This window comes from Mesorhizobium sp. B2-4-2, from assembly GCF_006442845.1.
GTDB lineage: Bacteria > Pseudomonadota > Alphaproteobacteria > Rhizobiales > Rhizobiaceae > Mesorhizobium.
Window position 1 is genome coordinate 187,405 of sequence record NZ_VFVM01000006.1, and the last position, 26,515, is coordinate 213,919.

The 26,515-nt window shown below is 63.0% G+C and carries 26 protein-coding genes; 5 read left to right on the forward strand and 21 right to left on the reverse strand.

Annotated elements, in window-relative coordinates:
* Positions 1-50 precede the first annotated feature (50 nt).
* The 3 genes from ilvC to FJ942_RS15945 form a co-directional block, all read right to left on the reverse strand.
* A complete protein-coding gene (gene ilvC / locus FJ942_RS15935; protein WP_140495398.1) occupies positions 51-1,070 on the reverse strand; it encodes a ketol-acid reductoisomerase in 1,020 nt (339 codons plus the stop codon).
* A 26-nt stretch (positions 1,071-1,096) separates the two neighbouring features.
* On the reverse strand, positions 1,097-1,750 hold the full coding sequence (locus FJ942_RS15940) for a TetR/AcrR family transcriptional regulator (RefSeq protein WP_140554987.1): 654 nt from the start codon (positions 1,748-1,750) through the stop codon (positions 1,097-1,099).
* A gap of 148 nt (positions 1,751-1,898) precedes the next feature.
* On the reverse strand, positions 1,899-2,357 hold the full coding sequence (locus tag FJ942_RS15945; protein WP_140898269.1) for a MarR family winged helix-turn-helix transcriptional regulator: 459 nt from the start codon (positions 2,355-2,357) through the stop codon (positions 1,899-1,901).
* A 99-nt stretch (positions 2,358-2,456) separates the two neighbouring features.
* Here FJ942_RS15945 and FJ942_RS15950 point away from each other — a divergent pair, with 99 nt between their 5' ends.
* Entirely contained in the window at positions 2,457-3,194 is a 738-nt protein-coding gene (locus tag FJ942_RS15950) for a glutathione S-transferase family protein (protein WP_140554986.1), read from the forward strand.
* A 79-nt stretch (positions 3,195-3,273) separates the two neighbouring features.
* Here the strand turns inward: FJ942_RS15950 and FJ942_RS15955 are convergent, their stop codons facing one another.
* Positions 3,274-3,684 (reverse strand): helix-turn-helix domain-containing protein, encoded by a 411-nt coding sequence (locus FJ942_RS15955; protein WP_140898173.1) that lies wholly within the window; start codon positions 3,682-3,684, stop codon positions 3,274-3,276.
* A gap of 134 nt (positions 3,685-3,818) precedes the next feature.
* Between FJ942_RS15955 and FJ942_RS15960 the strand changes: the two genes are divergently transcribed.
* Positions 3,819-4,712 carry an SDR family oxidoreductase gene (locus tag FJ942_RS15960; RefSeq protein WP_140898175.1) on the forward strand — a complete coding sequence of 298 codons (894 nt, stop codon included), beginning with the start codon at positions 3,819-3,821 and terminating at the stop codon, positions 4,710-4,712.
* Between the two features lie 39 nt (positions 4,713-4,751).
* On the opposite strand, the gene FJ942_RS15965 is transcribed toward FJ942_RS15960, so the two are convergent.
* From FJ942_RS15965 to FJ942_RS15975, 3 genes are all read right to left on the reverse strand, one after another.
* Positions 4,752-5,792: an aldehyde reductase gene (locus tag FJ942_RS15965; protein WP_140898177.1), complete on the reverse strand. Its 1,041-nt coding sequence runs from the start codon at positions 5,790-5,792 to the stop codon at positions 4,752-4,754.
* Between the two features lie 40 nt (positions 5,793-5,832).
* Positions 5,833-7,752 carry a potassium transporter Kup gene (locus FJ942_RS15970; RefSeq protein ID WP_140495382.1) on the reverse strand — a complete coding sequence of 640 codons (1,920 nt, stop codon included), beginning with the start codon at positions 7,750-7,752 and terminating at the stop codon, positions 5,833-5,835.
* Between the two features lie 103 nt (positions 7,753-7,855).
* A complete protein-coding gene (locus tag FJ942_RS15975) occupies positions 7,856-8,596 on the reverse strand; it encodes a pyridoxine 5'-phosphate synthase (RefSeq protein WP_140564199.1) in 741 nt (246 codons plus the stop codon).
* A 112-nt stretch (positions 8,597-8,708) separates the two neighbouring features.
* Here FJ942_RS15975 and FJ942_RS15980 point away from each other — a divergent pair, with 112 nt between their 5' ends.
* Positions 8,709-9,110 carry an STAS/SEC14 domain-containing protein gene (locus tag FJ942_RS15980; protein WP_140521265.1) on the forward strand — a complete coding sequence of 134 codons (402 nt, stop codon included), beginning with the start codon at positions 8,709-8,711 and terminating at the stop codon, positions 9,108-9,110.
* Here the strand turns inward: FJ942_RS15980 and FJ942_RS15985 are convergent.
* The 9 genes from FJ942_RS15985 to FJ942_RS16025 form a co-directional block, all read right to left on the reverse strand.
* Positions 9,103-10,230 carry an ATP-dependent RecD-like DNA helicase gene (locus tag FJ942_RS15985; RefSeq protein ID WP_140516474.1) on the reverse strand — a complete coding sequence of 376 codons (1,128 nt, stop codon included), beginning with the start codon at positions 10,228-10,230 and terminating at the stop codon, positions 9,103-9,105. The two genes, FJ942_RS15980 and FJ942_RS15985, sit on opposite strands and share 8 nt — an antisense overlap.
* 128 nt (positions 10,231-10,358) lie before the next feature.
* Positions 10,359-10,721, reverse strand: coding sequence for a nitrile hydratase accessory protein (locus tag FJ942_RS15990; protein ID WP_181168352.1), 363 nt, complete (start codon positions 10,719-10,721; stop codon positions 10,359-10,361).
* Positions 10,708-11,367: a nitrile hydratase subunit beta gene (nthB, locus tag FJ942_RS15995; RefSeq protein ID WP_140898179.1), complete on the reverse strand. Its 660-nt coding sequence runs from the start codon at positions 11,365-11,367 to the stop codon at positions 10,708-10,710. The genes FJ942_RS15990 and nthB overlap by 14 nt, the downstream gene beginning before the upstream one ends.
* Positions 11,364-11,987 (reverse strand): nitrile hydratase subunit alpha, encoded by a 624-nt coding sequence (gene nthA / locus FJ942_RS16000; protein WP_140898181.1) that lies wholly within the window; start codon positions 11,985-11,987, stop codon positions 11,364-11,366. The genes nthB and nthA overlap by 4 nt, the downstream gene beginning before the upstream one ends.
* Before the next feature lie 73 nt (positions 11,988-12,060).
* Positions 12,061-15,222, reverse strand: a complete 3,162-nt coding sequence (locus FJ942_RS16005) for an efflux RND transporter permease subunit (RefSeq protein WP_140559563.1) — start codon at positions 15,220-15,222, stop codon at positions 12,061-12,063.
* The gene (locus tag FJ942_RS16010) at positions 15,219-16,505 is read right to left on the reverse strand and encodes an efflux RND transporter periplasmic adaptor subunit (RefSeq protein ID WP_140898183.1); all 1,287 of its coding nucleotides are present in this window, start codon (positions 16,503-16,505) and stop codon (positions 15,219-15,221) included. Before FJ942_RS16010 ends, FJ942_RS16005 begins: the two co-directional genes overlap by 4 nt.
* 215 nt (positions 16,506-16,720) lie before the next feature.
* Positions 16,721-17,317 carry a LysE family translocator gene (locus FJ942_RS16015; RefSeq protein WP_140898185.1) on the reverse strand — a complete coding sequence of 199 codons (597 nt, stop codon included), beginning with the start codon at positions 17,315-17,317 and terminating at the stop codon, positions 16,721-16,723.
* Positions 17,318-17,426: 109 nt separating this feature from the next.
* The gene (gene ilvN, locus FJ942_RS16020; RefSeq protein WP_023676680.1) at positions 17,427-17,999 is read right to left on the reverse strand and encodes an acetolactate synthase small subunit; all 573 of its coding nucleotides are present in this window, start codon (positions 17,997-17,999) and stop codon (positions 17,427-17,429) included.
* An 82-nt stretch (positions 18,000-18,081) separates the two neighbouring features.
* Positions 18,082-19,863, reverse strand: coding sequence for an acetolactate synthase 3 large subunit (locus FJ942_RS16025; RefSeq protein WP_140898187.1), 1,782 nt, complete (start codon positions 19,861-19,863; stop codon positions 18,082-18,084).
* 445 nt (positions 19,864-20,308) lie between these two features.
* Between FJ942_RS16025 and FJ942_RS16030 the strand changes: the two genes are divergently transcribed.
* The gene (locus FJ942_RS16030; protein ID WP_140559561.1) at positions 20,309-22,111 is read left to right on the forward strand and encodes an NAD(P)/FAD-dependent oxidoreductase; all 1,803 of its coding nucleotides are present in this window, start codon (positions 20,309-20,311) and stop codon (positions 22,109-22,111) included.
* A gap of 73 nt (positions 22,112-22,184) precedes the next feature.
* On the opposite strand, the gene FJ942_RS16035 is transcribed toward FJ942_RS16030, so the two are convergent.
* Both FJ942_RS16035 and FJ942_RS16040 read right to left on the reverse strand, forming a co-directional pair.
* Complete coding sequence (locus FJ942_RS16035) at positions 22,185-22,775, reverse strand: HD domain-containing protein (RefSeq protein ID WP_140898188.1); 591 nt, start codon at positions 22,773-22,775, stop codon at positions 22,185-22,187.
* Positions 22,772-23,923, reverse strand: a complete 1,152-nt coding sequence (locus FJ942_RS16040; protein WP_140564205.1) for a gamma-butyrobetaine dioxygenase — start codon at positions 23,921-23,923, stop codon at positions 22,772-22,774. The genes FJ942_RS16035 and FJ942_RS16040 overlap by 4 nt, the downstream gene beginning before the upstream one ends.
* A gap of 118 nt (positions 23,924-24,041) precedes the next feature.
* Here FJ942_RS16040 and FJ942_RS16045 point away from each other — a divergent pair, with 118 nt between their 5' ends.
* Positions 24,042-24,929 carry a LysR family transcriptional regulator gene (locus FJ942_RS16045; RefSeq protein ID WP_140630982.1) on the forward strand — a complete coding sequence of 296 codons (888 nt, stop codon included), beginning with the start codon at positions 24,042-24,044 and terminating at the stop codon, positions 24,927-24,929.
* Positions 24,930-24,932: 3 nt separating this feature from the next.
* On the opposite strand, the gene FJ942_RS16050 is transcribed toward FJ942_RS16045, so the two are convergent.
* From FJ942_RS16050 to FJ942_RS16060, 3 genes are read right to left on the reverse strand one after another with little or no spacing between them, the layout of a single operon-like run.
* A complete protein-coding gene (locus FJ942_RS16050; RefSeq protein WP_140630980.1) occupies positions 24,933-25,454 on the reverse strand; it encodes a GNAT family N-acetyltransferase in 522 nt (173 codons plus the stop codon).
* Between the two features lie 49 nt (positions 25,455-25,503).
* Positions 25,504-25,812: a hypothetical protein gene (locus tag FJ942_RS16055; RefSeq protein WP_140898190.1), complete on the reverse strand. Its 309-nt coding sequence runs from the start codon at positions 25,810-25,812 to the stop codon at positions 25,504-25,506.
* A gap of 4 nt (positions 25,813-25,816) precedes the next feature.
* A complete protein-coding gene (locus FJ942_RS16060; RefSeq protein WP_140555380.1) occupies positions 25,817-26,380 on the reverse strand; it encodes an XRE family transcriptional regulator in 564 nt (187 codons plus the stop codon).
* Between the last annotated feature and the right edge of the window lie 135 nt (positions 26,381-26,515).

The window sequence follows — 26,515 nt, forward strand, 5'->3', positions numbered from 1 at the left end:
CAATAAAAAACGGCGCCGCGCGGCGCCGTTTCTTTTGGAGCGTGGATCGCTCAGTTCTTCGCCTTGTCGACCAGCTTGTTCTTGGAGATCCACGGCATCATCGCGCGCAGCTTGGCGCCGACTTCCTCGATCTGATGGCTGTCGTTGTTGCGGCGGATGCCCTTGAAACGCGACAGGCCGGCACGGTATTCCTGCATCCACTCCGAGGTGAACTTGCCGGTCTGGATATCCTTCAGCACCCGCTTCATCTCGGCCTTTGTCTCTGCGGTGATGATGCGCGGCCCCGAGACATATTCGCCCCATTCGGCGGTGTTCGAGATCGAGTAATTCATGTTGGCGATGCCGCCTTCATAGATCAGGTCGACGATCAGCTTGACCTCGTGCAGGCACTCGAAATAGGCCATTTCGGGCGCATAGCCGGCTTCCACCAGCGTCTCGAACCCGGCGCGGATCAACTCCACCAGGCCGCCGCACAGCACGACCTGCTCGCCGAACAGATCGGTCTCGCATTCCTCGCGGAAATTGGTCTCGATGATACCCGAACGGCCGCCGCCGACGCCGCAGGCGTAGGAGAGCGCGAGGTCGAGTGCGTTGCCCGAAGCATCCTGGTTGACGGCGACCAGGCACGGCACGCCGCCGCCCTTCTGGTATTCGCCGCGCACCGTATGACCGGGCCCCTTCGGCGCGATCATGACGACGTCGACCGTCGACTTCGGCTCGATCAGGCCGAAATGCACGTTGAGGCCATGCGCGAAGGCGATTGCCGCGCCGTCGCGGATGTTCGGCGCGATCTCGTTTTTGTAGATGTCGGCCTGCAATTCGTCGGGCGTCGCCATCATCATCAGGTCGGCCCATTTGGCGGCGTCGGCCACGCTCATCACCTTGAGCCCGTCGGCCTCGACCTTCTTGGCGGTCGCCGATCCGGCCTTGAGGCCGATGGCGATCTCCTTGGCGCCGGAATCCTTGAGGTTGAGCGCATGCGCCCGGCCCTGGCTGCCATAGCCGATGATGGCGACCTTCTTGCCCTTGATCAGGTTGAGATCGGCATCACGATCGTAATAGACGCGCATTTTTTGTCTTCCTTCCCGTTTGAAGATCAGAGGCCTTGCGGCCCGGTTTTTGCTCCGAAAAGAGCGAGAAACTGCTGCGTCGCGCGGACGGCATCACCGCCGATCGCCGCCTCAGTCAATTCCAGCCGGTCGCCAAGCAAGAGACGGATCTGCACGTCGCGGGCGACCAGCCCGAAAAAGGTACGGAACGCCGTCTCGGCGTCCGAGAAATCGAGCAGCCCGGCCTGGCGGCCGGCCTCCAGCACCGGCTTCAGGCGCTTGGCGAGGGCAAAGCGCCCGTTCTCCAGCACCACCGCGCCAAGATCATCCTTGCCCGAACCGGCATGGCCGACCGCCACCCGGTTGAGCGCGACAGAAGTGTCGCTGGAAATGACCTTCAGCCAGTCGGAAGCAAATCGCTCCAGGCTCGCGGCCAACGACGCAAGGTCGAGCCCCCTGCCGTCGACCGCCGTCACCCGCACCTTCGAGGCCTGCCATTGCACCGTCGCCGTCAGCAGTCCGTCGCGGTCGCCGAACCATTTGTAGAGCGTTTCCTTGGAGCAGCTCGCCCGCCGCGCCACTGCGGTCATGGTCAGATTGTCGCCCTCTTCGACCAGCAGGCGGAGCGCTGCATCCAGGACCGCCTTCTGACGCTCCGTCAGCGCTTCGCCGTTGTCGATATCGGCATTTGCCTGCAACACGCTCTGTTCCCGTTTGATGGTAGAGCCGTAGATCGCCCGCTCAGTACCGTACGTTACGGTTCGGCATATTGCGCAATCCGAAGATCGGCGCAAGGCCAAAATGACGAAATGTCTTTCCCGTGTCCCCGCAGCCGCGCAACGCGTATGTTCAGTCGCCGGCTGGCGGATCGCGCAACCGCCCGAGCAAGGCCGATACCGTGTTCAGTTCTTGCGGCGAGAGCTTGTCGCCAACCAGCTCCGCGATCGACCTGCCATAGACGGCCCACATACGGCGGCGCGTCTCTCGTCCCTTGGCCGTGATGCGGACGGTTTGGCCGCGGCCGTCATCAGCCACCGGCAGCTTCTCGACAAACCCATCGGCTTCAAGTCGGGCCAGCAGCCGCGAAATATTATACTGCGCGAACAGGGTTCGTTCGATCAGCTGGAACGGCCGCAAGCCGCCCTCGCCCGCCTCAGCGAGTTCGTGCAGCACGTCATACCAGGCAAGCGGCGGCAGGCCGCCTTCCTTCAGCGCGTCTTCGGCACGTTCCACCAGTTGGCGCGATACCCGCATCAGGCGTGCCCAGGTCTTGATGGCCTCCGGCGATGGCATGGCTGTGTCGGTCATGACGGCAGCATACGAGATAGATGCAATTGCATCAAGCTTGACGATAAATGCATTTGCATCTAGATAGATGCGAATGCATCGATCGAGAGGCAAACCCCAATGAAACATGCCAACACCCTCATTCTCGTCAGCCATCCCCTTTGCCCCTATGTCCAGCGTGCGGCGATCTCGCTGACCGAGAAAGGCGTGCCGTTCGAGCGCGTCGACATCGACCTCGCCAACAAGCCTGACTGGTTCAAGGCGGTCTCGCCGCTCGGCAAGGTGCCGCTGCTGCGCGTGCAGCGGGGGAACGATGAGACGGTGATCTTCGAATCCGCCGTCATCCTCGAATTCCTCGAAGAAACTGAGGCCAATCCCCTCCACCCGGCCGACCCCTATGCCCGTGCCCGGCATCGTGCCTGGATCGAGTATGGCTCAGCCATCCTCAACGCCGTCGGCCGATTCTATTCGGCGTCGACCGAGGCAGGATTCCTTGCCGAGTCTCGGACGCTGTCGGAAATGTTCGATCGTGTGGAGACCGAATTGGCGGGCGAAGCCGGCCGGACTGGACCATGGTTCGAAGGCGGGCGCTTTTCGCTCGTCGACGCAGTCTACGGCCCTGTCTTCCGCTACATCGATACCTTCGACCGGATCGGCGATTTCGGCATTCTGGACGGCAAACCGCTCGTCCAGGCCTGGCGCCAGGCATTGAGTGGACGCCCGTCCGTCAAGCATGCCGTGGCGCAGGACTATCCACTGCGCCTGCATGCCTTCCTGCGGGCGAAGGGATCGTATCTTTCGACGGTCATTCGCAAGAACGATCCGGCCAGCGCGCTTCCGCCAGCCCAGTTCGCCTGAACGGATGGACCACCGTGCCGGCCACCATTGAGGCGAGGAACTGCGGCGAATGCGCGGCGTCGCGGCGCCACCCCGCGGCTTATGCCTGGGCGGCATCAAAATCCGCACGCGCTTCGCGCACCGCATCATGGTTGAGTTCGGCCCATAGGATCAGTTGATGAAAGGCGCCGAACATCGAGCGCCCGAGATCGGTCAGGCTGTATTCAACGCTCGGTGGTTTGGTCGGGAACACTTCACGATGCACATAGCCGTCGCGCTGCAAATCATGCAGTGTCTGGGTCAGCATGCGCTGCGAAATGTCGGGCACCAGCCGCCGCAACTCACCGAAGCGATACGGCCTTTCAGCCAGCGCCATCACCAGCAGCGATCTCCATTTGCCGCTGACGCCCTGGATGACATTGCGAACCGGACAGCCGGCAAAATTACCGCCCCCGCTCATCGCTTTGTAGGTATCCAGCTTCGATTTCAGATTGGTGACCTTGCCGTCCATCGCTGGTTCCCTGGATGTGCCTACCTCCCGAAGAACTGCCTCCTTTACGGTGGCAGGTCAATTCCTATTTTAGTGCTGGTCTCTTTCTGAGACCACTAGAGCACCCGCCGCTTCGGCACAAATCAGGATCTCCGATGACCGAAACCCTTCTCGTCACCGGCGCCTCCGGCCAGCTTGGCCGCGGCGTCATCCGCTATCTCCTAGACGCGCATAAAACTCCGCCTGCAAAGATCATCGCCACCACGCGCAATCCCGAAAGCCTGGCAGATTTGGCGGTGCGCGGCGTCGTTGTCAGGGCCGCAGACTTCAACGACGCCATTTCGCTGGAAACCGCATTCAAGGGCGCCGACAAGGCGCTGATCATTTCGACCGGCGATCTCGATCTCAAAAGCGGCAAGCGCCTGAAGCAGCACGAGAATGCAGTCGCGGCGGCCAAAAACGCCGGCGTTTTGCACCTGCTCTACACCTCGATGCCCAACCCGGAACCGGTGTCACCGGTCCTGTTTGCCGGTGACCACTACAGCACCGAGCAGGCAATCAAGGCGAGCGGCATCCCCTACACGATCTTCCGCAACGGCTGGTACCAGGAGAACCTGTTCATGGCGCTGCCGCACGCGATCGCCTCGGGGCACTGGTACACGTCCGCCGGCGAAGGCCGCATCGCCCATGGCGCGCGCGATGACATGGCAGCGGCGATCGCCGCCGGTCTCGCTTCCGGCTCGACCGACAGCAAAACCTACACGCTGACTGGCCCGCAAGCGTACACGACGGCAGAGATCGCCGCCCTCGTCAGCGAAGTCACCGGCAAGCCGCTCGATGTCGTGCAGGTTTCGGATGATGTCCTGACCGAAGGGGTAAAGGCATCAGGCGTTCCCGAGGATTTTGCCGGCGTCATCGTTTCCTTCGACGTCAACACGCGTGCCGGCCGCATCGCCATGGTGACGGACGCGATCGAGATGCTTTCCGGCAGGACGCCAAGGACGTTGAGACAATTCCTCGAGGCGAACAAGGCTGCCCTGGCAGGTTGAAATCCACGCGGCGGGAAGTCTGTTCTCGACTTTCCGCCCCTACTTCGATGTTTTGATCAGGCCGTGCCGAATAAGGCTCTCTCCGGTCGCAGCCAGCGCGTCTTCGCGCGAACGCGGCTTCCAGCCGAGCATGCGAACCGCCTTGGCATTGGTGGCATTCTTGACCTTGCCCAGCTCAGGCACGAGCTGCGCGACTTCCGGATTGAACAGTCCCACCATGCGCACCAGCCAATCGGGAAGCTCTCTGGTCGAAACGCGCTTCGCCGCGTTGCCGAGCCGCTTTCTCAAGGTTTGCGCGATTTCCCGCACGGTCATGAAATCGCCGGCCACCGCCAGGAAGCGCTCGCCATTGGCAGCTGGATCGGTCATGGCGCGGACATGCAGGTCCGCCACGTCGCGTGCATCGACGACGCCGAAGGACAGACGCGGCAGGCCCGGCATGGCGCCATTCATCATGCGTTGGACAAATTCGGTGGAGGTCGAATGGTCCGGGCCAAGCACAGGCCCGAAGATGCCGACGGGGTTGACGGCAGCAAGCTCCAACCCGCCCCCCTCGGCGGCGATAAAATCCCAGGCCGCGCGCTCGGCGAGCGTCTTCGACTTCACATAGGCGCTGACCCTTCCCATCGGATCGGTCCAGCTCTCCTCGGTGAACGGACGGCCGTCGGGCGGCATCTTGCCGTAGCCGACAGCCGCGAAGGAGGACGTCAGCACGACGCGTCTGACACCGGCATCTCGTGCCGCCCGCAGCACCCGCAACGCGCCTTCACGGGCCGGAATGATCAGCTCGTCATCATGCTTGGGCACGCCGGGCGGGAACGGCGAGGCGACATGCAGGACATAGTCGCAGCCTGCAGCGGCTAGCGGCCAGCCGGCATCGCTCATGAGATCGGCGATTGCAAAGGAGAGCCTGTCATCCGGCTCGACGCCACCTGCCTTGAGCATGGCCAGGACATCGGCTTGCCGCCTGGCCGAGCGCACGGTGGTGCGCACGCGGTAGCCCGCCTTCAGCAGTTCAAGGATACAGTGGGCGCCGAGAAAGCCAGATCCGCCGGTGACAAGCACCAATTCGCCGCTCATGCCCGTCCCCCGAAGCGTCAGCCCAAGGCGATCGAGACAGTCAGATCGCCACCTGCGTGCCGATCTCTACCACACGGCCGGTCGGTATCTGGAAATATTCAGTGGCGTCGGCCGCCGTGCGCGCCAGCCCGATGAACAGCCGGTCTTGCCACACCGGCATGCCGGAATTGGGCGAGGCTTTCAGCGAGCGCCGGGACAGGAAGAAGGACGTCGTCATGATGTCGAACTTCCAGCCTTGCTTGCGGCAGATCGCCAGCGCGCGCGGGATGTTGGGCTGCTCCATATAGCCGAAGGTCAGCGTCACCCGCATGAACAGCTCGTTGACCGTCTCCATCTTGACCCGATCGCTGTCGGGCACCACCGGCTGCGGCGCGGTCACCACCGAGAGGATTACATTCTGCTCGTGCAGGACCTTGTAGTGCTTCAGACTGTGCATCAGCGCGGTCGGCGCGCTGAGCGGATCGCTGGTCAGGAACACCGCGGTGCCGGATACCAGCTGCGGCTTCTTCTTCAACAGATTGCCGGCCAGGAAATCGAGCGGGATCTCGTTGCGGCGGGTCTTGTCGAAGAGATAACGGCTGCCGCGCACCCAGGTCCACATGGCCAGCACGATGGTGAAGGCCACCGCCAGCGAGGCCCAGCCGCCTTCGAACACCTTGACGATGTTGGAAGCAAAGAAGCCGACATCGATGAAACCGAACAACGCCGTCATCGCGACAGCCACCCACAGCCGCCATTTCCAGATGCGGGTCATGACGACAAACAGCAGCACCGTGGTCACCAGCATGTTGCCGGTCACCGAGATGCCGTATGCCGAAGCCAGCCTGCTGGATTCGCCGAAGCCCACCACCAGCATCATCACCACCAGCGCCAGCAACAGGTTGACGCGCGGCATGTAGATCTGGCCGGACTGTTTTTCCGACGTGTGCAGGATTTCCAGCCGTGGCAGCATGTTGAGCTGCACCGCTTGCCTGGTCAGCGAGAATGCGCCTGAAATCACCGCCTGGCTGGCGATGACCGTCGCGGCGGTCGCCAGCACCACCATCGGGATCAGCGTCCAGCCTTCGTTCATTTCGAAGAAGGGATGTCCGACCACGCCGTTCTTGGCCAGCACGAAGGCGCCCTGGCCGGCATAGTTGAGCAGCAGGCAAGGGAACACGATCGCCAGCCAGGCGAGCACGATCGGCTTGCGGCCGAAATGGCCCAGATCGGCATAGAGCGCTTCGGCGCCGGTGACCGCAAGGAAGATGGCGCCGATGGTGACGAAGGCGACATCGGGCGAATTGATCAGGAAGGCGACAATATAGTGCGGGCTGATCGCCCACAGGATTTCCGGATCGGCGATGATATGGTTGAGGCCGGACAGGCCGATAGCCAGGAACCAGACCGCGGTGATCGGGCCGAAGATCAGCGCCACGCCGCCGGTGCCGAAGCGCTGCACCGAAAACAGAACCGCCAGGATGACCAGTGTCAGCGGCACGACATAAGGCTGGAAGGTCGGCGTGACGACATTCATGCCCTCGACCGCCGAGAGCACCGAAATTGCCGGGGTTATGACGGCGTCGCCGAAAAACAGCGAGGCGCCGACGATACCGATGCCCAGGATGATCGCCGAGCGCTTCGGGAAACTGCCGCGCGCCAATGCCATCAACGATAGCACGCCGCCTTCGCCGCGGTTGTTGGCGCGCAGCACGAACATGATGTATTTGATGGTGACGATGATCGTCAGTGACCAGATGATCAGCGAGAGAACGCCAAGAATGTCGCCACGGTCGGCCACTTCGCCGCCCGACGACGCCACCAGCGCCTCGCGGAACGCGTAGATCGGGCTGGTGCCGATATCGCCGTAAACAACGCCGAGCGCGCCGAGCATCAACACCTTGGTGCTGTGCTGCTCGATTTCAGGATGGCTCGATTGTTCGACGGTTTCTGCCTCACTACCAGTGTTGGCAAGGGCCATGAACGACACTCCGATAAGCGGGCGGTGCTCTACGCTTGCTGCGATGCAATATCAAGTACCGTCGCGTTATGGCTGCCATGCTTTGCACGCGAGGCTGCCACCATTACCACCCGCAAGCCCTGAGAAAGCGGCCCACCGTGCCGGCCATGCCATACTCCAACGCGTCGGCTGTCAACCCATGTCCGATCGACACTTCGGCCAATGCCGGAACGCGTCGCGCCAAGGCCGGCAGGTTGCTCACCGTCAGATCGTGCCCGGCATTGACCTCAAGGCCCGCAACAAAGGCCGCATCGGCCGTTTTTCCCAGTCTTTCCAGCTCCTTGGCCGCCTTGGCGGAATCGGCATGGCAACTGCCATAAGGTCCCGTGTAAAGCTCGATGCGGTCGGCGCCGGTATCGCGCGCGGCGTTTATGCCGGCAGGATCCGCATCGGAGAACAACGAGACCCGGAAACCGCCCTTCTTCAGGCGTCTCACGATCGGTGTCAGGAACGCTGCATCGGCGATGAAGTTCCAGCCATGGTCCGACGTTGCCTGGGAGGGATCGTCGGGCACCAGGGTCACCTGTTCCGGCTGGTGCTTTTCCACGAGCGCCAGGAAATGCTCGGTCGGATGGCCCTCGATGTTGAATTCGGCCCGCGGGAACTCATCGTCGATCAAGGCCCTGATCTCAGGCAGGTCTGAAAGGCGGGTATGGCGCTCGTCCGGGCGAGGATGCACCGTCAGCCCATGCGCTCCCGCCGCAAGCGCGATGCGGCCAAGCCTGATCACATCAGGCCACGGCAGGTCGCGCCGGTTGCGCAGCATGGCGATGGCGTTGAGATTGACGGAAAGCTTTGCGGGCATGGCTTCGGATCCTGCTCGATTTCGGCGCATCTATACCGCCTTTGACGGGAACAGATAGGGGGTTTCCGGTGTTCCAGAAGATCGCATGACGTTTGTGAAAGGATACGATCCCTTGAATTTCCTCGAAGCCGTGCCGGCAATCCGGCGCATCGATACGGACCGTGAGGATCTCTTCGCCATCGATATCGTCGGCCATGTCTCGGCGGCCGACGCGGAAAACCTGTTCGGCCTGCTCGAAGCGGCTTACGCGCTTCACCCGCGAATCGATGTGCTGGTGCGCGTGATCGATCATGACGGCGTCGACTGGAGCGACATATCGGACGAGACGCTGCGACAGGGCGCGGTCCAGGCCGCAGAGCATATCGGCCGTTGTGCCGCGATCGGCGAGCCGGACTGGACGGCGCAGGCGCGAGACTTCCTCCCTACCCCGCCGCCGGTCGAACTCAGGCATTTCAAAGACGAGGCCGATGCCTGGCAATGGCTCGGCGCCAGGCAACTGGGCTCCGCTACCTGACGATCGTCAACCGTTCGGCCGCCCGGGTGATCGCGGTGTAAAGCCAGCGCTGGCGCGTTTCCTTGAACGCCCAGCTTTCGTCGAACAGCACGATCTCGTTCCACTGCGACCCCTGCGCCTTGTGCACGGTCAGGGCATAGCCATAGTCGAAATCATCGAACCGCTTCTTCTGCTGCCACGGGATATCGGCGTCGGGATCCTCGAACGCCGCCTTGAGCAGCTTGATCTTGGCGACACCGCGGTCCGGATCATCCTCTTCGGGCGACACCAGAAGGTTGATGCCAGGTTTCACCGTCTCGCGCGACGAGGTCATCACCTTCCACAGCGAGCCGTTGAGCAGGCCCTTGGCCGGGTCGTTGCGCAGGCACACCAGCTTGTCGCCGGCCTGCGGATAGTCGGCATTGAACCCCTTGAGCTCGCGCAGGCGCTGGTTGTAGCGGCGGCGCGTGCGGTTGGTGCCGACCAGCACCTGGTCCGCCCTCAGCACTAGGTCCTGGTTGACGTCTTCCTTGCCGATCACCTGCGCAGTGCCGTAGTCGCCGCGCATGAATTCGCGCCCCTCGCGCACGTCGAGCGCCAGCCGCAGGATCGGATTGTCGCGCGCCTGCCGGTGGATTTCGGTGAGCAGGAAATCCGGCTCGTGGTCGGTGAAGAAGCCACCGCCCGAGATCGGCGGCAACTGGCCGGGATCGCCCAGCACCAGGATCGGCGTGCCAAAGCTCAAGAGGTCACGGCCAAGCTGCTCGTCGACCATCGAGCATTCGTCGATGATGACCAGTTTCGCACGCGAGATCGGGCTCTGCCGGTTGAGCGAAAAAGTCGGCGACATCGACGTCTTGCCGGTCACCTCGTCTTCGACCGATTCCTCCCCCTTGGGCCTGTAGATCAGCGAATGGATGGTGCGGGCATTAACCGCGCCCTTGGAGCGCAGCACCTGCGCCGCCTTGCCGGTGAAGGCGGCGAACTGCACCTGGCCGTCGACATGTTCGGCGAAATAGCGCGCCAGCGTCGTCTTGCCGGTGCCGGCATAGCCGAACAGCCGGAACAATTGCGGCTTGCCGGCCTTGAGCCAGCGCGCGACCGCTTGCAGCGCCTCGTCCTGTTGGGGTGAAAATTCCATCTGATCGTGTGACCGGATTCGCAAGGGAAAGACAAGATGGCGGCCACCGCCATCGAGGCAGCCGGCGGCAAACAAGGTTATCAGGCGAGGACGGGAACGTAAAGGGAACGGGCGGCGTGTCCGCACGATCACCTGACGGCGTGCGGATCGTTCTCCAGCAGGATCGGCTTGCCGTGCGGCGTGGCATGCGCGGCGCGCTCCCAGGCCCGTGCCATCGCATCGACATCGGGCTTGGCGGCCAATCCTTTCGACGCCAGCAGCGTTTCCAGCGCTGCCAACCAATGTTCGTAATAGTCATGGCCGTCAGCCCCGGCGCCGGGTTTCTTCACTTCGGCCGACAGTGCCTGCGCCCACTCGCTCCACGAAAACAGGCCCTTGTCGTGCAGCGCCACCGTCATCGCGAAGGCTTCGGCCTGCCAGGGCTCGGCGAAGACGGGCGCATCGAGGCCGGCGGGCAGACCGGCAGGCCCGTTCGCCTCAGGCCGGTTCAAGATAGTTCTCCCAGGCATCGATGGACACGGTCAGCGTCGGATCGGCCCCGTCGCCCCAGATCTCGGCTCCGTCGAAAACCACCGTATAGACCCATTGCGGGTTCTCGCCCTGCCCATGCGCGTTGGTGTCGGGGAATACAAAGCCGTCGCGCACCGCTTCGATCCTCCCATGCTTGCCGCGCGCGTAGCGCGGCAGCCTGGTGTGGCCGGTCGGATTGAAATTCCTGGTCCGCACGCGGTCGCCGGCCCTGAACCGCGGCGCCGTTTCGACCGGCCGGTTGCACGGAGCGCCCTTGGCCAGCACTGCCGGAACGTCATCGGCCTTCAGCACCCGTTTCGGCGTCGCGGCCGCATCGATCGCCTCGCCTGCCTTGAGATCACGCTCGCTGACGAAACCATGGCGCTTGAGCAGGGTTTCCAGCGCCTTGATCCAGATCTGGTAGTAGCTGGAGGCATAGTAGTCGGCCGGATGCAACGATTCCCGCGCATGCCGGCTCTCATCGATATTCCAGGCACCCATTGCGCCGGCGGTGAGCGTCACGCCGAGCGCCCGCCGCTCCCAGTCGGCATGGAAATACGGCTCGTCCCGTTCCGGCGCCACCGGTCCGAATCCCATCTGTCCGCCGAGATCCTGCGGGCCGTTCATGCCGGGCCCCCTGTTTGTTCCGGTTTTTGGGCTAGCACAGTGCCGATCATCGCATCGCGGCTTACCAATTCTGACAAGCGCTCCTCGCTCCAGCCTTCGGTTCCTTGAGGCCGCATCGGGACGACGAGATAGCGCAACTCCGCCGTCGAATCCCAGACGCGTATCTTTGTTGAGGCCGGCAGCGTCAGCCCGAATTCCTCAAGCACGCCGCGCGGATCGATGACCGCGCGCGAGCGATAGGGCGGCGCCTTGTACCAGACCGGCGGCAGGCCGAGCACCGACCACGGATAGCAGGAGCACAGCGTGCAGACGACGAGATTGTGAGTCTCTTCGGTGTTGAACACCGCCTGCATGTGCTCGCATTGACGGCCGGTATAGCCCAGCGATCCGATCGCCGCCGTAGCATCGCGCTTCAGCCAGTCGGCAAAAGCGGGATCGCTCCAGGCCTTGGCCACCACCCTCGCGCCGTTGCGGGGACCGATCTTAGTCTCGTAGGTATCGACGATGACATCGATCGCGGCCGGATCGATCAATCCCTTGCGGGTGAGAATGGTTTCCAGCGCGCGCACGCGAGCGGCAAACGGATCGAGTTCGTTGTCGTGGTCATGATCGTGGGACATGGCCACAAACTACGGCTGCGATCCGCCGGCCGCAAGCATGACGACTTGGGCCAGTGGGCGCGACGCGGATACACTACTCCGCGGCCGTCTTTTGCGGCTCGCCTCGGATTTCGTCATCATCGTCGAACAGCGAAGGCTGATCCCCCGCTTCGACCAGATGCAATTCGGGCTTGCGCTTCGGCATCAGCCCGACCAGCCAGCCCGAGAAATTTTCCATGTAGACATAGATTACCGGTGTGACGAACAGCGTCAGCGCCTGCGAGGCGAGCAGACCGCCGACAACGGCGACGCCCAGCGGCTGGCGCAGCTCCGCGCTGGCGCCCGTGCCGAGCGCGATCGGGAACGTGCCCATCAAGGCGGCCAGCGTCGTCATCATGATCGGCCGGAACCGCATCAGGCAGGCCTTGTGGATGGACTCGGTGGCCGACATTCCTTCTCGTCGCAATTCGAGCGCGACGTCGACCATCATGATGCCGTTCTTCTTGACGATGCCGATCAGCATCAGGATGCCGATCACCGCGATGACGGACAGGTCCATGCCGGCGAAGCGCAAGGCGACAACCGCTCCCAGCACAGCCGATGGCAAGCCTGTGAGGATCGTGAGCGGATGGATGAAGCTCTCATAGAGAATGCCAAGCACGATATAGATGGTCAGGATCGCGCCGCCGATCAGCAGGCCCTGGTTGGCGAGCGAATCCTGGAAGGTCTTGGCCGTGCCGGCAAAGCTGGTCGAGATCGTCTCCGGCATGCCGATCTGCTCCTTGAGCGCGTCGATGCGGCTCACGCTGTCGCCGAGCGCCACGCCTTGCGGCAGATTATAGGAGATCGTCACGGCCGGAAGCTGGCCGAGCTGGTTGACCGTCAAGGCGCCCGCCGTGCGATCGACCCGGGCGAAGGCGCCAAGCGGAACCAGGGAGCCGCTCGCCGTCCTCATCTGGATGGCCAGCATCCGCTCCGGCGACCACTCGATCGTGGGATCGAGCTCGGTGATGACTTCGTAGCTGTCGGCGGAGCCGAAGATCGTCGAAACCTGGTCGGTGCCGAACCCGCCATAAAGCGCCGAGCGCAGTGTGTCGGTGTCGATGCCGAGCTGGGCCGCCTTGTCGCGATCCACCACCAGCGTCGCCTGCAGCGCATTGTTCTGCAAATCGCTGGTAACGTCGGTGAAAGTCGCATGATCGGCCGCCATCGCATCATTCAGTTTCTGCGCCCAGATGTCTGTCTGGCCGGTGTCGAGGCCTTGAACCACGAGCTGGTAGGCGCTGGCAGACGAGCGCGAACCCAGCCTCAGATTCTGCACAGGCTGCATGTAGGTCTCGATGCCCGCGACGCCGGCCAATTGCTTGCGCAGATCCGCAAGCACCTTCTCGATATTGGGCCGCTGGTCCTTGCCCTTGAGCTGGACGAAAAGCTGCCCCTGGTTGAGCGCATTGTTGCCGCTGCCCGCCGACCACGCAACATGGTCGACATAGGGCGAATGCGAGAACACGCTGGCCACCTGCCCCTGCAGCTTTGCCATGGCGTCGAACGAGATGTCCTGGCGCGCAATGGTCGTCACCGATATCTGGCCGATATCCTCCTGCGGGAAAAAGCCCTTCGGCGAGACCTCGATCAGCCACACCGACGCCGCCGCGGTGCCTATGAAGACCAGGAACACCAGGAAAGTGTGCCGCAGACAGAAGCTCAGGATCCGGTCGTAGCCGCGGGTGATGAAATCGCGCCTGTGGCCATCGCCATGCGCCTCGCGGTCGGCCTTGGTCACCGACAGCAGCCGCGAGCACAGCATCGGCGTCAGCGTCAGCGACACGAACATCGACGCCAGGATGGCGACCGTCACCACGACGGCGAACTCGTTGAAGATGCGCCCGATGACGCCGCCCATCAGAAGCACCGGGATGAACACGGCCACCAGCGAGATCGAAATCGAGATGATGGTGAAGCCGATTTCGCGCGCGCCCTTCAGCGACGCATCGAAAGCCGACAATCCGTCCTCCTCCATGTGACGGAAGATGTTTTCCAGCATCACGATAGCGTCGTCGACGACGAGGCCGACCGCGAGCGTCAGGCCCATCAGCGAAATGTTGTCGATGGAAAAGCCGAACAGGAACATCGCGCCGAGCGTGGCGATCAACGAGATCGGCACCGCCACGGCCGGGATGATGGTCGCCGTAACGCGGCGCAGGAACACGAAGATCACCATGACCACCAGCGCGATGGTCAACAGCAGCGTGAACTGCACGTCGTCCACGGCCTGGCGGATCGAGGTCGAACGGTCGTTGAGCAGCTTGATCTGGGCGGCGGCCGGCATCTGGTCCTGGAAGGACGGCAGCATCGCCTTGACCTTGTCGACGACGTCGACAGTGTTGGCGTCGGGCTGGCGCTGCACCGCCATGATGATCGCGCGCGTGCCGTCATACCAGCTTGCAGTCGTCGTGGTCTGCACCGAATCGACGACGCGTGTCACCTCGCCCAGCCGCACCGGATGACCGTTCTTGGTGGCGATGATGAGGTTGGAGAATCCGGCGGCGTCGGTCAGCTGCGTATTGGCCGTGATCGTCAACTGCTGTTTGTTGTTCTTCAGAACGCCCAGCGGGGTGTTGGAGTTGGCGGATGCGATCGCCGCCTGCAGCTGGTCGATCGAAATGCCGCGCGCGGCAAGCGCGGTCGGGTCGATCTGGATGCGGACTGCATATTTCTGCTGGCCGAAGATGGAGACCTGCGCCACGCCGTCGATGGTCGACAGCGACGGCGAGATGACGTTTTCGGCGAAAGCATCGAGATCGGTCAGCGGAACCGTATCGCTGACCAGCGACATCAAAAGGATCGGCGCGTCGGCCGGATTGACCTTGCGATAGCTCGGCGGCGAGGTCATCTGCGGCGGCAGCGATCTTTGCGTGCGCGCGATCGCTGCCTGCACGTCCGCGGCCGCGGCATCGATGTCGCGGTTGAGCACGAACTGGATGGCGATCGAGGTCTGGCCGAGCGAGTTGGTGGTCGAGATCGAATCGATTCCGGCAATGGTGGCGAATTGCTTGATCAGCGGCGTCGCCACCGACGTTGCCATCGTTTCCGGCGAGGCTCCGGGTAGCTGAGCCGAGACGTTGACGACAGGGAATTCGGCACTGGGCAGCGCGGCCACCGGGAGGAACTTGTAGGCGAACAGCCCGCCCAGAACGAGGGCGAACGACATCAGGAGGGTGGCGACAGGCCTGCGAATGCAGAACTCGGAGATCATTGGGCCGCCTCGCCGGCCTTGTCCGCTTGCGCGATCTTGGGTGCTGCCTGGTCGCCGGATCCGGCGGATGCGTTGCCTTCGTGCACGGCAGCCCCGTTCTTCAGTCGCGTCTGGCCTTCGATAACAACCTTCTCGCCGCTTTTCAGGCCATCGCTGATGGCGGCGCTCTGACCCACGGTCAGCGCCACTTGCACCGGCCGCATTTCGACTGTGTTGTCAGGCTTGACCACATAGACGAACGGCCCCTTCTGGCTGGGCTGCACCGCGACCGTGGGGACGGACGTCATCTGCGGCATGATGCCGGCGTCGAGCACGACATTCACATATTGGCCCGGCCACAGCGACAGATCGGCGTTGGGTATGCTGGCTCGCGTTGCGATGGTGCCGGAAGCGGTATCGACGCTGGAATCGACGAAATCGAGCGTGCCCTTGCCAATGGGTGTCGGGTCGCCGTCCTGGGTCAGGGTCACTGCCCCTTGCTGTGGCTTTGCCAGTGCCTTGTGCAGCAGCGCAAGGTTGCTTTCGGGCAGGTTGAAGTTCACCTGCAGCGGATCCATCTGGGTGATGGTGACGAGCGGGGTCGAGGTGCTGCTGCTGCCATTGCTCGTGGTCACGAGATCGCCCACGGCAACGTTGACCGCGCCAAGCCTGCCGGAAATCGGCGCGGTGATCCTGGCAAAGCCAAGCTGGACATTGTCTGCATCGATTGTCGCCTTGTCGGCATCGACAGTCGCTGCCGCCGCCTTCTGCGCGGCAACGGCCTGGTCGTAGGTCTGCTGCGTACCGGCCTGCTTGGCGACAAGATCCTTGGCGCGCTGAAGATCGGAATTCGAACTGGCAAGCAGCGCCTGATCCTTGGCGAGCGTCGCCTGATCCTTGGCGAGCTGCGCCTTCAAGGCACGGTCATCCAGCGAAAACAGGAGATCGCCGGTTTTCACCATCTGCCCGTCCTTGACGTCGATCGACACGATCTGGCTGGACACGCGCGCGTTGATGCTGACCACGGCGGGAGAGGAGACGAAGCCGATGGCGTAGCGCCGGACCGGGAAATCGGCCGTCGTTGCCGTGGCCGAGATGATCGAGGCCGAACGGGCGCCAGTGCCGCCAGCCGCCTGCTTGGCCCCTGCCTGCGGATCCTGCCTATCCGGCGTCGGCTTGTCCGACGCGACCTGCTTTGCACCGATGATCTGCCGGGCCCTGCTCAGCGTGTCGGGAGACAGATAGAGCCAGGCCGCGCCTGCGCAGGCGACCGCAAGCAATGAAAGAATGACTTTTCCACGCATCGACAAAAGACCCTCTCCGTCCGACACGCCATAGCCAGGTGGTCGTATTCTAGCTCAAATCACGACGCCCTGCCGCGATTTCGCTGAATAGATAGGACAGGGCTTTGGCGGAAAAGGGCCAAAACACGGCATTACGAAGATTTAATGTGCACTGCACAATGGATGGGCTGGCCACCATGATCGCGTGCAAAAGGCGGATCGCGAACCTGGACAACTCACCGCAGCATCGGCCAAAGCGTCGCGGCCAGCAACACGCCCATGGCGATGTTGAACCACTTCAGCTGCACTGGATCGGACAGGAAACCGCGCAGCGCCGTGCCGAATCCCGCCCACACTGAAACGCTCGGCAGGTTGACGATGGTGAAGGCCACCGAGATCAGCGCCACCGACAGGAACGGATGCTCCGGATTGGAGTAGACGGCCATGGCGGTGATCGCCATCACCCAGGCCTTGGCATTGACCCACTGGAACGCCGCCGCCTCGATGAAACGCATCGGCCGCGCCTTCGTCTCGCCTTTGCCGCTGAGCGAGCGTGACATGGCGATTTTCCAGGCAAGGTAGAGCAGATAGGCGGCGCCGGCGATCTTGAGCGCGGTGTGCAGCGCCGGGAACGCCGTCAGCACGGCGCCAAGACCAAGGCCTACCGCCAGCAGCAAGACAAGAAACCCGATGCTGATGCCGAACATATGCGGCACGCTCCTCACCAGGCCGAAATTCACACCTGAGGCGAGCAGCATCAGATTGTTAGGCCCGGGCGTGATCGAGGTCACGAAGGCGTAGACAAGCAAGGCGAGGAATGCGTCGAGCGACATGATATCCTCCCAGATAAGCCAGTATTATTGTCTCTTCCAACGACCGCACAAAGGCCACCCTCGGCCGGTGGCCGATCCCGTCGTCACGCTGTGGAGAAACTTACCGGTGCTACATCCCCTGCGGGCCACGGTTCATCGCCGCCACGCCGGTGCGGCAGATCTCTACCAGGCCGAGCGGCTTCATGATGGCGATGAACTGGTCGAGCTTGGAGCCCTTGCCGGTGATCTCGAAGATGAAATGCTCGGTGTTGGCGTCGATGACGCTGGCGCGGAAGGCATCCGCCAGGCGCAGCGCCTCGACGCGGGCCTCGCCGGTGCCGGCGACCTTGACCAGCGCCAGTTCCCGCTCCAGCGGCCGCTCCTGGCCGAACTCCTGCGAGCGCACGGTGAGGTCGACGACGCGGTGGACCGGCACGATGCGCTCGAGCTGGTGCTTGATCTGCTCCAGCACATGCGGCGTGCCGCGCGTCACGATGGTGATGCGCGACAGATGTTTCTCATGCTCGGTTTCCGAGACTGTCAGGCTCTCGATGTTGTAGCCGCGCCCGGAAAACAGGCCGATGACCCGGGCAAGCACGCCCGGCTCGTTGTCGACCAGCACGGAAAGCGTGTGGTTCTCGGGCTTTTCCGTTTCCTTGGCGATGAAATAGGCGGAGCCGGTCGGTTGTAGCTGTGCGTTCATGATGTGAATCTCGACTTCAAACTCTTGGATCTAATCTCTGTTTACGCACGGCTTCTCGCGACAGCCCTGCCTCTGTCCGCTGCTAAACCAGTTCCCTGCCCTTGGCGTCGATGGCGTTGGCCACCGCTTCGTCCGTCGCCTCGTCCGGCAAGAGCATCTCATTGTGCGCCTTGCCCGACGGGATCATCGGGAAGCAGTTGGCGAGCGTCGCCACGCGGCAGTCGAACAGCACCGGCTTTCTGACCGAGATCATCTCTTTGATGGCATCGTCCAGCTCGTCCGGCTTGTCGCAGCGAATACCGTGGCCGCCATAGGCTTCGGCCAGCTTGACGAAATCAGGCATGGCTTCGGTGTAGGAATGCGACAGCCGGTTGCCGTGCAGCAGCTGCTGCCATTGCCGCACCATGCCCATATACTGGTTGTTGAGAATGAAGATTTTGATCGGCGCGTCGAACTGCACCGCGGCACTCATCTCTTGCATCGTCATCTGCACCGAAGCGTCGCCGGCGATATCGACGACCAGCGCGTTCGGATGCGCGATCTGCACGCCCAGTGCCGCCGGCAAGCCGTAACCCATCGTGCCGAGCCCCCCGGACGTCATCCAGCGGTTCGGCTTCTCGAAATGGTAGTGCTGGGCCGCCCACATCTGGTGCTGGCCGACCTCCGTCGTGATGTAGGTGTCCATGTCCTTGGTCAGGGCATAGAGCCGCTGGATGGCATATTGCGGCATGATCACGTCGTTGTTCATCTTGTACGCGAGCGAATCGCGCGCGCGCCATTTGGCGATCTGCTCCCACCAGGGATAGAGCGCCTTCTTGTCGGCCTTGGCGGTTGCCCGCCACAGCCGCACGAGATCCTCCAGAACCCGGCCGACATCGCCGATAATGGGCACGTCGGTGTGGACGTTCTTGTTGATCGAGGACGGATCGATGTCGATATGGATCTTCTTCGAGTTCGGCGAGAACGCGTTGAGCCGGCCGGTGATGCGGTCGTCGAAGCGCGCACCGATGCAGACCATCACGTCGCAATCATGCATGGCCATGTTGGCTTCGTAGGTGCCGTGCATACCGAGCATGCCGAGCCAGTTCTTGCCAGATGCCGGATAGGCGCCGAGCCCCATCAGCGTCGAGGTGATCGGGAAACCGGTGAGGTCGACCAGTTCGCGCAGCAGATGGCTCGCTTCCGGACCGGAGTTGATGACGCCGCCGCCGCTGTAGATGATCGGTTTCCTGGCACCGGCCAAAAGCTCGACCGCCGCCTTGATCTTCTCCAGATCACCCTGCACCTTCGGCTGATAGCTGGTGCGTGGCGCGGTTTGCGGAGAAACGTAAAAACCCTTGGCGAACTGCACGTCCTTCGGGATGTCGACCACGACAGGACCGGGACGGCCGGTGGTGGCGACATGGAAGGCCTCATGGATGGTTGCGGCAAGTTCGTTGACGTCCTTCACCAGCCAATTGTGCTTGGTGCAGGGGCGCGTGATGCCGACCGTGTCGCACTCCTGGAAAGCGTCCGAACCGATCAGCGAGGTCGGCACCTGCCCGGTCAGGCACACCAGCGGGATCGAATCCATCAGCGCGTCCTGCAAAGGCGTCACCGCGTTGGTCGCGCCCGGACCCGATGTCACCAGTATGACGCCTGCCCTGCCGGTCGAGCGCGCATAGCCCTCGGCCGCGTGGCCGGCGCCCTGCTCGTGCCTCACCAGGATGTGCTCGACGTCGTCCTGCTGGAATATCTCGTCATAGATCGGGAGAACCGCGCCGCCCGGATAACCGAAGACATGCTTGACGCCATTGTCCTTCAGCGCCTGCACCACCATTTCGGCGCCAGTCATTTCGCGCCGCTCGCTCTGTCCGTTGCTCATCGGTTTGGTCCCGTACTGTCCGCCATCTGGCGATTTGCTGGTCGTTTAGTCGTGTTTAAGGCAATAAAAAAGGCCCCCGAGGGAGCCTGTGTGTTGCGCATGGGAGGTTTTCGCCCGGCGGTTACACCGCCTTGCCCACGCGCCTTCCTACGAGAATGAGTGCCTTTTTCATGGTGGCGAACCATAAGGGTGAAAGCAGCCGTTCGTCAATGGGGTCGATTCCGCTTTCATGCCGGCTTGCCCGGTGCATGGCACGAAGCACGCGCACGCCGTCATTTAGACCCGGCTCGACGTCGGGTCGCTGGTCAAACCCTTGAAAACAAAGCGAACTATTTGGCGACGTGACGCGGCCCATGGTTTGCCGCGATACTGCCCGAGGCCGGACCCCAAGCTCGGCAAAGGCAGCTCGCAACGAGGCCGATCAACAAAAACGCGGAGGAAACTGATGCTCGACAAGGCCCCGAACAGGAAGCTTTCCGACCTTCTCGAACGATTTGGCGCGGCCCTTGCCGCCGGCGACGTCGACAAGGCGGTCGAATGCTTCCAGGAAGATTGTTATTGGCGCGACCTCGTCACCTTCACCTGGAATATCAAGACCATGGAAGGCCGCGATCAGGTGCGTGACATGCTGGAAAGCCAGCTGTCGAAGACGAAGCCATCACATTTCGCCATCGCCAGGGGCGAGGACGCGACCGAGGCGAACGGGGTGATCGACGGCTGGATCAGCTTCGAGACGGATGTGGCGCGCGGCTTCGGCCATATCAGGTTGAAGGACGGCAAGATCTGGACGCTGCTGACCACGATGGTCGAGCTGAAAGGGCATGAAGAGCCGGCCGGCTTCGCCCGGCCGATGGGCGCCAAGCACGGCTCCGGCAAGAACCGCCCGACCTGGAAGGAAGAGCGCGAAAAGGAAGCGGCCGAGCTTGGCTTCAAGACGCAGCCCTATACGGTCATCATCGGCGGCGGCCAGGGCGGCATCGCGCTTGGCGCGCGGCTCCGCCAGCTCGGCGTGCCGACGATCATCATCGAGAAGAATGAACGTGCCGGCGACAGCTGGCGCAAGCGCTACAAGTCGCTCTGCCTGCACGATCCGGTCTGGTATGACCATTTGCCCTACATCGATTTTCCCCGGAACTGGCCGGTTTTCTCGCCCAAGGACAAGATCGGCGACTGGCTGGAAATGTACACCAAGGTGATGGAGCTGAATTACTGGTCCTCAACCGAGGCCAAGAGCGCTTCCTACGACGAGGAGAACAAGGAATGGACGGTTGTCGTCCACCGCGACGGCAAGGACATCACGCTGAAGCCGAAGCAGCTGGTGCTGGCCACCGGCATGTCCGGCCGTCCCAATCTGCCGAAGTTCAAGGGCATGGAGAATTTCAAGGGCGATCAGCACCACTCCTCCAAGCACCCCGGCCCCGACCAATATGCCGGCAAGAAGGTTGTCGTCATCGGCTCCAACAATTCCGCGCACGATATTTGCGCAGCACTGTGGGAAGCCGGCGTCGACGTCACCATGGTGCAGCGATCGACCACCCACATCGTCAGATCCGACACGCTGATGGATATCGGGCTTGGCGCACTCTACTCGGAGCAGGCGGTGCAGAACGGTATGACCACCGCCAAGGCCGACCTCATCTTCGCCTCCCTGCCCTACAAGATCCTGCACGAGTTCCAGATTCCGCTTTATGAGAAGATGAAGGAGCGCGACGCGGCGTTCTACAAGGGCCTGGAAAAGGCGGGGTTCATGCTCGACTGGGGCGACGACGGCTCCGGCCTGTTCATGAAATATCTCAGGCGTGGCTCCGGCTACTACATCGATATCGGCGCTTCGCAGCTGATCATCGATGGCGCCATCAAGCTCAAGAGCGGCGTCGATGTGGCCGAGATCAAAGAACATTCCGTCCTGCTCAGCGATGGCACCGAACTGCCGGCGGACGTCATCGTCTACGCCACCGGATACGGCTCGATGAATGGCTGGGCGGCGGAGCTGATCTCAAAGGAGGTTGCCGACAAGGTCGGCAAATGCTGGGGACTCGGCTCGAACACCACCAAGGATCCCGGCCCATGGGAAGGTGAGCAGCGCAACATGTGGAAGCCGACGCAGCAGGAGGCGCTCTGGTTCCATGGCGGTAACCTGCACCAGTCGCGCCATTATTCGCAGTTCCTGTCGCTGCAGTTGAAGGCCAGGCAGGAAGGCATTGCGACGCCCGTCTATGGGCTGCAGCAGGTTCACCACAAGGGATAAGCCAGATCGTGGCGAAAAACCGAGGGAGGCGCGGTTTTGGACCGCGCCTCCCTTTCCTGATCGGTGCGATCGGCTACGCCGCCTGGTCGGCCGCGAACCGCGCCACCACGCGTTCTAGCAACGGCACATAGTCGCGAAACGTGCGCGTCCTCATGTCGGCGACCTTGCCGCCCTCGTCCCAGATGCGGACGCGCACCGCCTCTTCGTGAAACGGGTTCTTGCGGAACCCGGCCACCTCGTCCGGGCTCATCGGCCCGCCCTGCAACGACAGCGTATGAACCGAAGCCGGCGACAGCTTGTCGAAATAGGTCGGGTCGGTGGCGCAGAGATAGCGCTTGGCCGAGACATGCAGCCTGACGCATTCGACGATGACCGGCGGGAAGAACGGCGCCAGCACCTCGCCGCCGGCCTCGTCATGGTGCTTGTCCCCGACGTCATCGGGCGAATAGGTACCGAACTCGCTGGTGTAGTGGCCGATATCGTGCAGCAGGGCTGCTGCCACCAGTTCTTCCGGCGCACCATCCTGCTCTGCGAGCCAGGCGCCCTGCAGCATATGCTCGGACATCGTCACCGGCTCGCCGAGATAGGATTCGGCTCCCCGGCGCTCGAAGATATCGGCGATGAATTCGACGATGTTGCCGGCGTTCAGATCATGTGGGTTCATTCCGCCGCCTCCTTGAAACCGTGCTCGATCGCCGCCAACGTCGACAGCAGGCCGTCCTTGTCGGCATAGCAGCCCTGCAGCCAGCGTTTCCCGGTTCCCGAAAACGCTTTGCGCGCATGCATGACGCGGGTGTTGTCGACGATGAAGGCTTGCCCCGGCTCGAGCTTGAACGTTACTTCGAAGGCCGGATCCTCGATCAACTCCGCAAAGCGGCGATAGGCGGCGTAGTAGGCATCCATCTCGGCGAAAGGCACGTCGACGGTCGGCGCCAGCGAGCGGTTGTTGAAGCGGATGCAGATCAGTTCGCCGTCCGGCCCGAGTTCGATCATAGGCCGCTTCGCCTGCAGCCGCACGCCGGTCGATCCGGCATATTCGAACCGGGCAGGATGCGAACTCAGGAGTCGGAAGCCTTCGGGGTTCTCGGCCTGCAGGGCGGCCGCCACGGCGAACCCGTCGACCACGCTGGACTCACCACCCTCCACCGTGTTCTCGATACAGGACAGGATCTGCAGCGTCGGCACCGGGTCGCGATAAGGATTGTCGGTGTGCGCCTGGAGGCCGAGATTGGTGTAGGCCAGATTGTTCGGATTGACCTCGGCGCGCACTTCGAACCAGCGCCCGTAATTGGTCTCCCTGATGTAGCCGAACAGGTCGGAGACCTTGCACAGAGCGCCGGATTCGGCCGGCAGTCCGTCCATCACTGCAAAACCGTAGGCCCTCACCGCCAAGAGCCATTCCCGCAGCACACTGCGGCTGCGGCTTGCCTTCGGATAACCGGCGCGCGGCACCGAATTCTGCATCGTCGCCCTTGTCCAGCGCTGCACCGCGTCGGCGGTCCATCCGGACTGACGGGCCTCGGCGCGATCATAGGCATTGGCTCGAAGCCACGCCTCGGGAAAGCTGACCGTCTTCTTCTCGGGCACGAATCTGATCTCCACGGCATTGCCCTTGATCGAAGCGGCACCGATCCGCGTCTCGGCTGGAATATCGAGGATGGTGATCAGTCGCTGGCCGTTGCCGGCGCTGCGTGTCTTGTCGTCGAGTGCGTTGTCGCGAAGCCACATGGCATGGAACCGGCAGCGTGTGCCGTCCTTCCAGCCCAGTTCGATCATTCTTCCTGCGTCGCCTATCAGCGCATCGGTCAACATGGAGATGTTCCTGTCCATTGCGCCCCGCAGTCCGCTCAGCGGGGCCTCGATTGCATGTTGATCGAGCGAAAGGTACAATTGAAATTATCATTTTTCGGTCAATGGCTGCAAAATCGTAATGCCTGCGAGAACCATCCCCACCTTGCCCCCACTCGACTGGCTGCGCAGCTTCGAGGCAGCGGCGCGGCTTTCGAATTTTACGGCGGCGGCCGCCGAACTCGGCCTGACCCAGGCGGCCGTCAGTCAGCATGTCCGGCTCCTCGAGGATCGGCTGAAGACGCGTCTGTTCTCACGGCTGGCGCGGGGCGTCGCACTGTTGCCGGAGGGCGCCGCCTACTTGCCCCACATCCAATCAGCCTTCGCCACCATCGGCAGCAGCACGGCGGAACTGTTCGAGCCCCGCGCCGTCGAGACCGTCACCTTGCGGGCGCCGATCTCTTTCGCTTTGCTGGTGCTCGTTCCGAAGCTGCCCGACCTTGCCAAGGCGCTGCCGCGCATCCATGTCGACCTGGTGACGATCCATCGCCCGACCGACTATGACCTGCCGGGCTCAGCGCTGGACATCCGTTTCGGCAACGGATCCTTTCCCGGACGCCTGGCCGACAGGCTGACCGCCGAGCGGCTTGTGCCGGTGGCCGCCCCGGCCTTGGCCAGTGATGCCGACTGGACATCCCTGCCGCTGCTCCTGGTCGCCGGTGCGCGCGAGATGTGGGCGGAATGGTTCGCCGCGGCGGGATTGGCCGGTCACCCCAGGCGCTCGCATCGCTTCGACAGCTTCGTGGCTGCGATGGAGGCTGCGCGAGCCGGCGCGGGCGTGCTTCTGGGCTCGCGGCCGCTGATTGACGAGGCACTCGAAAGCAAGGCCCTGGCCAGGCTTTCCGATTTCGAGCTCCCGAGCACATCGGGGCATTTTCTGACCAAGGCACCGATCGCGCGACTGACCGGTGCCGAGCAGGATTTCCGCCAATGGCTGCTGTCGCGCCTCGGCGAGCCATCTCCGACATGACGTTCACCGGCCGATGCGCTTCCAGTAGATGAGCGTGCCGGTCAGCCCGCCATGGGGCTTCAATGCATAGTCCGGTATTTCCCCGGTCAGCGTGAAGCCCAGCCTCTCATAGAGCCCGGACGCCCCCTCTTCGGTCGCCGTATCCAGAACCAGAAGTGTGCGGCCCCTCTCCACCGCAAGGGCCTCGGCCGCTTGCATCAGGCGGGTCGCCACGCCTTTGCCTCGACGATCGAGGCGCGTCATCAGCTTGGCGATTTCGGCCCGGTGCGGCTGGTTGGGCGGACAGTCGAGCAGCAGCGTGACCGTGCCGACCAGCGTGTCTGCCTCCCACGCGCCAAGCACCACCCGCTCGCCTCTTGCGGCCGCCGTCAGCGACGTGTCCCAAAACCTGCGGGCGGTTTCCGGCGCCAGCGGATGCATGAAGCTCACCGACCCGCCCGCGGCAACCGTTTCGACCAGAAGATCGCCAAGCAACGCCTGTGTTCGCGCGTCCTGCGTCAACGTTCCGATCTCGATGGAGTGCATGCTCGTTCTGCCTGGCTGAGATGGAAGGACCGATACGGTCGAACTGGCGTCAATCGAAAGCGCTGAATCGCTTTCCCTTGCGCGCCGCCTTGATCGCGGCGATGCGTTCGGTTTCCTCTTCCTGAAGGTGGCGTCCGCGTTCGAGGAGTTCGAGCGTGTATTCCTCATAGGTAAGTCCCAGCCGTTCCGCCTTGTCCACGCGCATCAGCATGACGTCGCGGCTCGGTGCTTTCCACGCCTTGGCATGCGCGGCCTGCCAGGCCAGGAAAATATAAGGATCGCCCTTGCCCCATGGCGGCCCCTTGTAGTCGTCGAGCGGCGGTCCCCCATTGTGGGAGCGCTTTGGACGTCTCGGCATGATGTCAGGCCCTGACCAGCGCGACGAGATAGTCGGCGCCCGCCTCGAGTGCATGGAAGGTGCAGTCCGACGGCGCGCCGAGCGCCAGACAGTCGCCGGGCTCGAGCCTGTGCACCAGATCGCCCTCGGTGAATTCCAGCCGTCCGGAGATCAGCCATATCTGCTGTTTGATGAAGGCGTAGGATGCCGCGGGCAGGCTGACCTTGGCGCCCGCCGGCAGATGAACCCTGATCAGTTCGAGCGGCATGTCGCCGGCCGGCGAAAGATGCCGCCTGACATAGCCGGTGTCGGGATCCCGCCAAACGGGCTGGTCGCTCGCCCGCAGCAAGCCCCCACCCTGCAATTCCGCGCGTGCGATAAGGGTCGACAGCGTCATGCCGAAGGCGGCGGCGATCCGCACCAGGAGCGCTGCCGTCGGGCTGGTTATGCCACGCTCGATCGTGCTCAGCATGGCTTTGGAGACGCCGGAGCGCTCGGCGAGTTCGGCCAGGGACCAGTCCCGTATCGTCCTCTCGGCGTGTATCCGCCTGCCGATTGTCGAGGAGATGTCGTTCGCTATATCATCCATTCGTCTATTATAGCGAAAACTAATAACTGGAAAAGAGCCTTGTCGCGACAATTTTCGCCGGCTTCTTAATCCTCCCTACACCATCCGGCCACACTCGACCTTAACCCCGTTCCTGTAGGCTTCGACGTGAGGGAA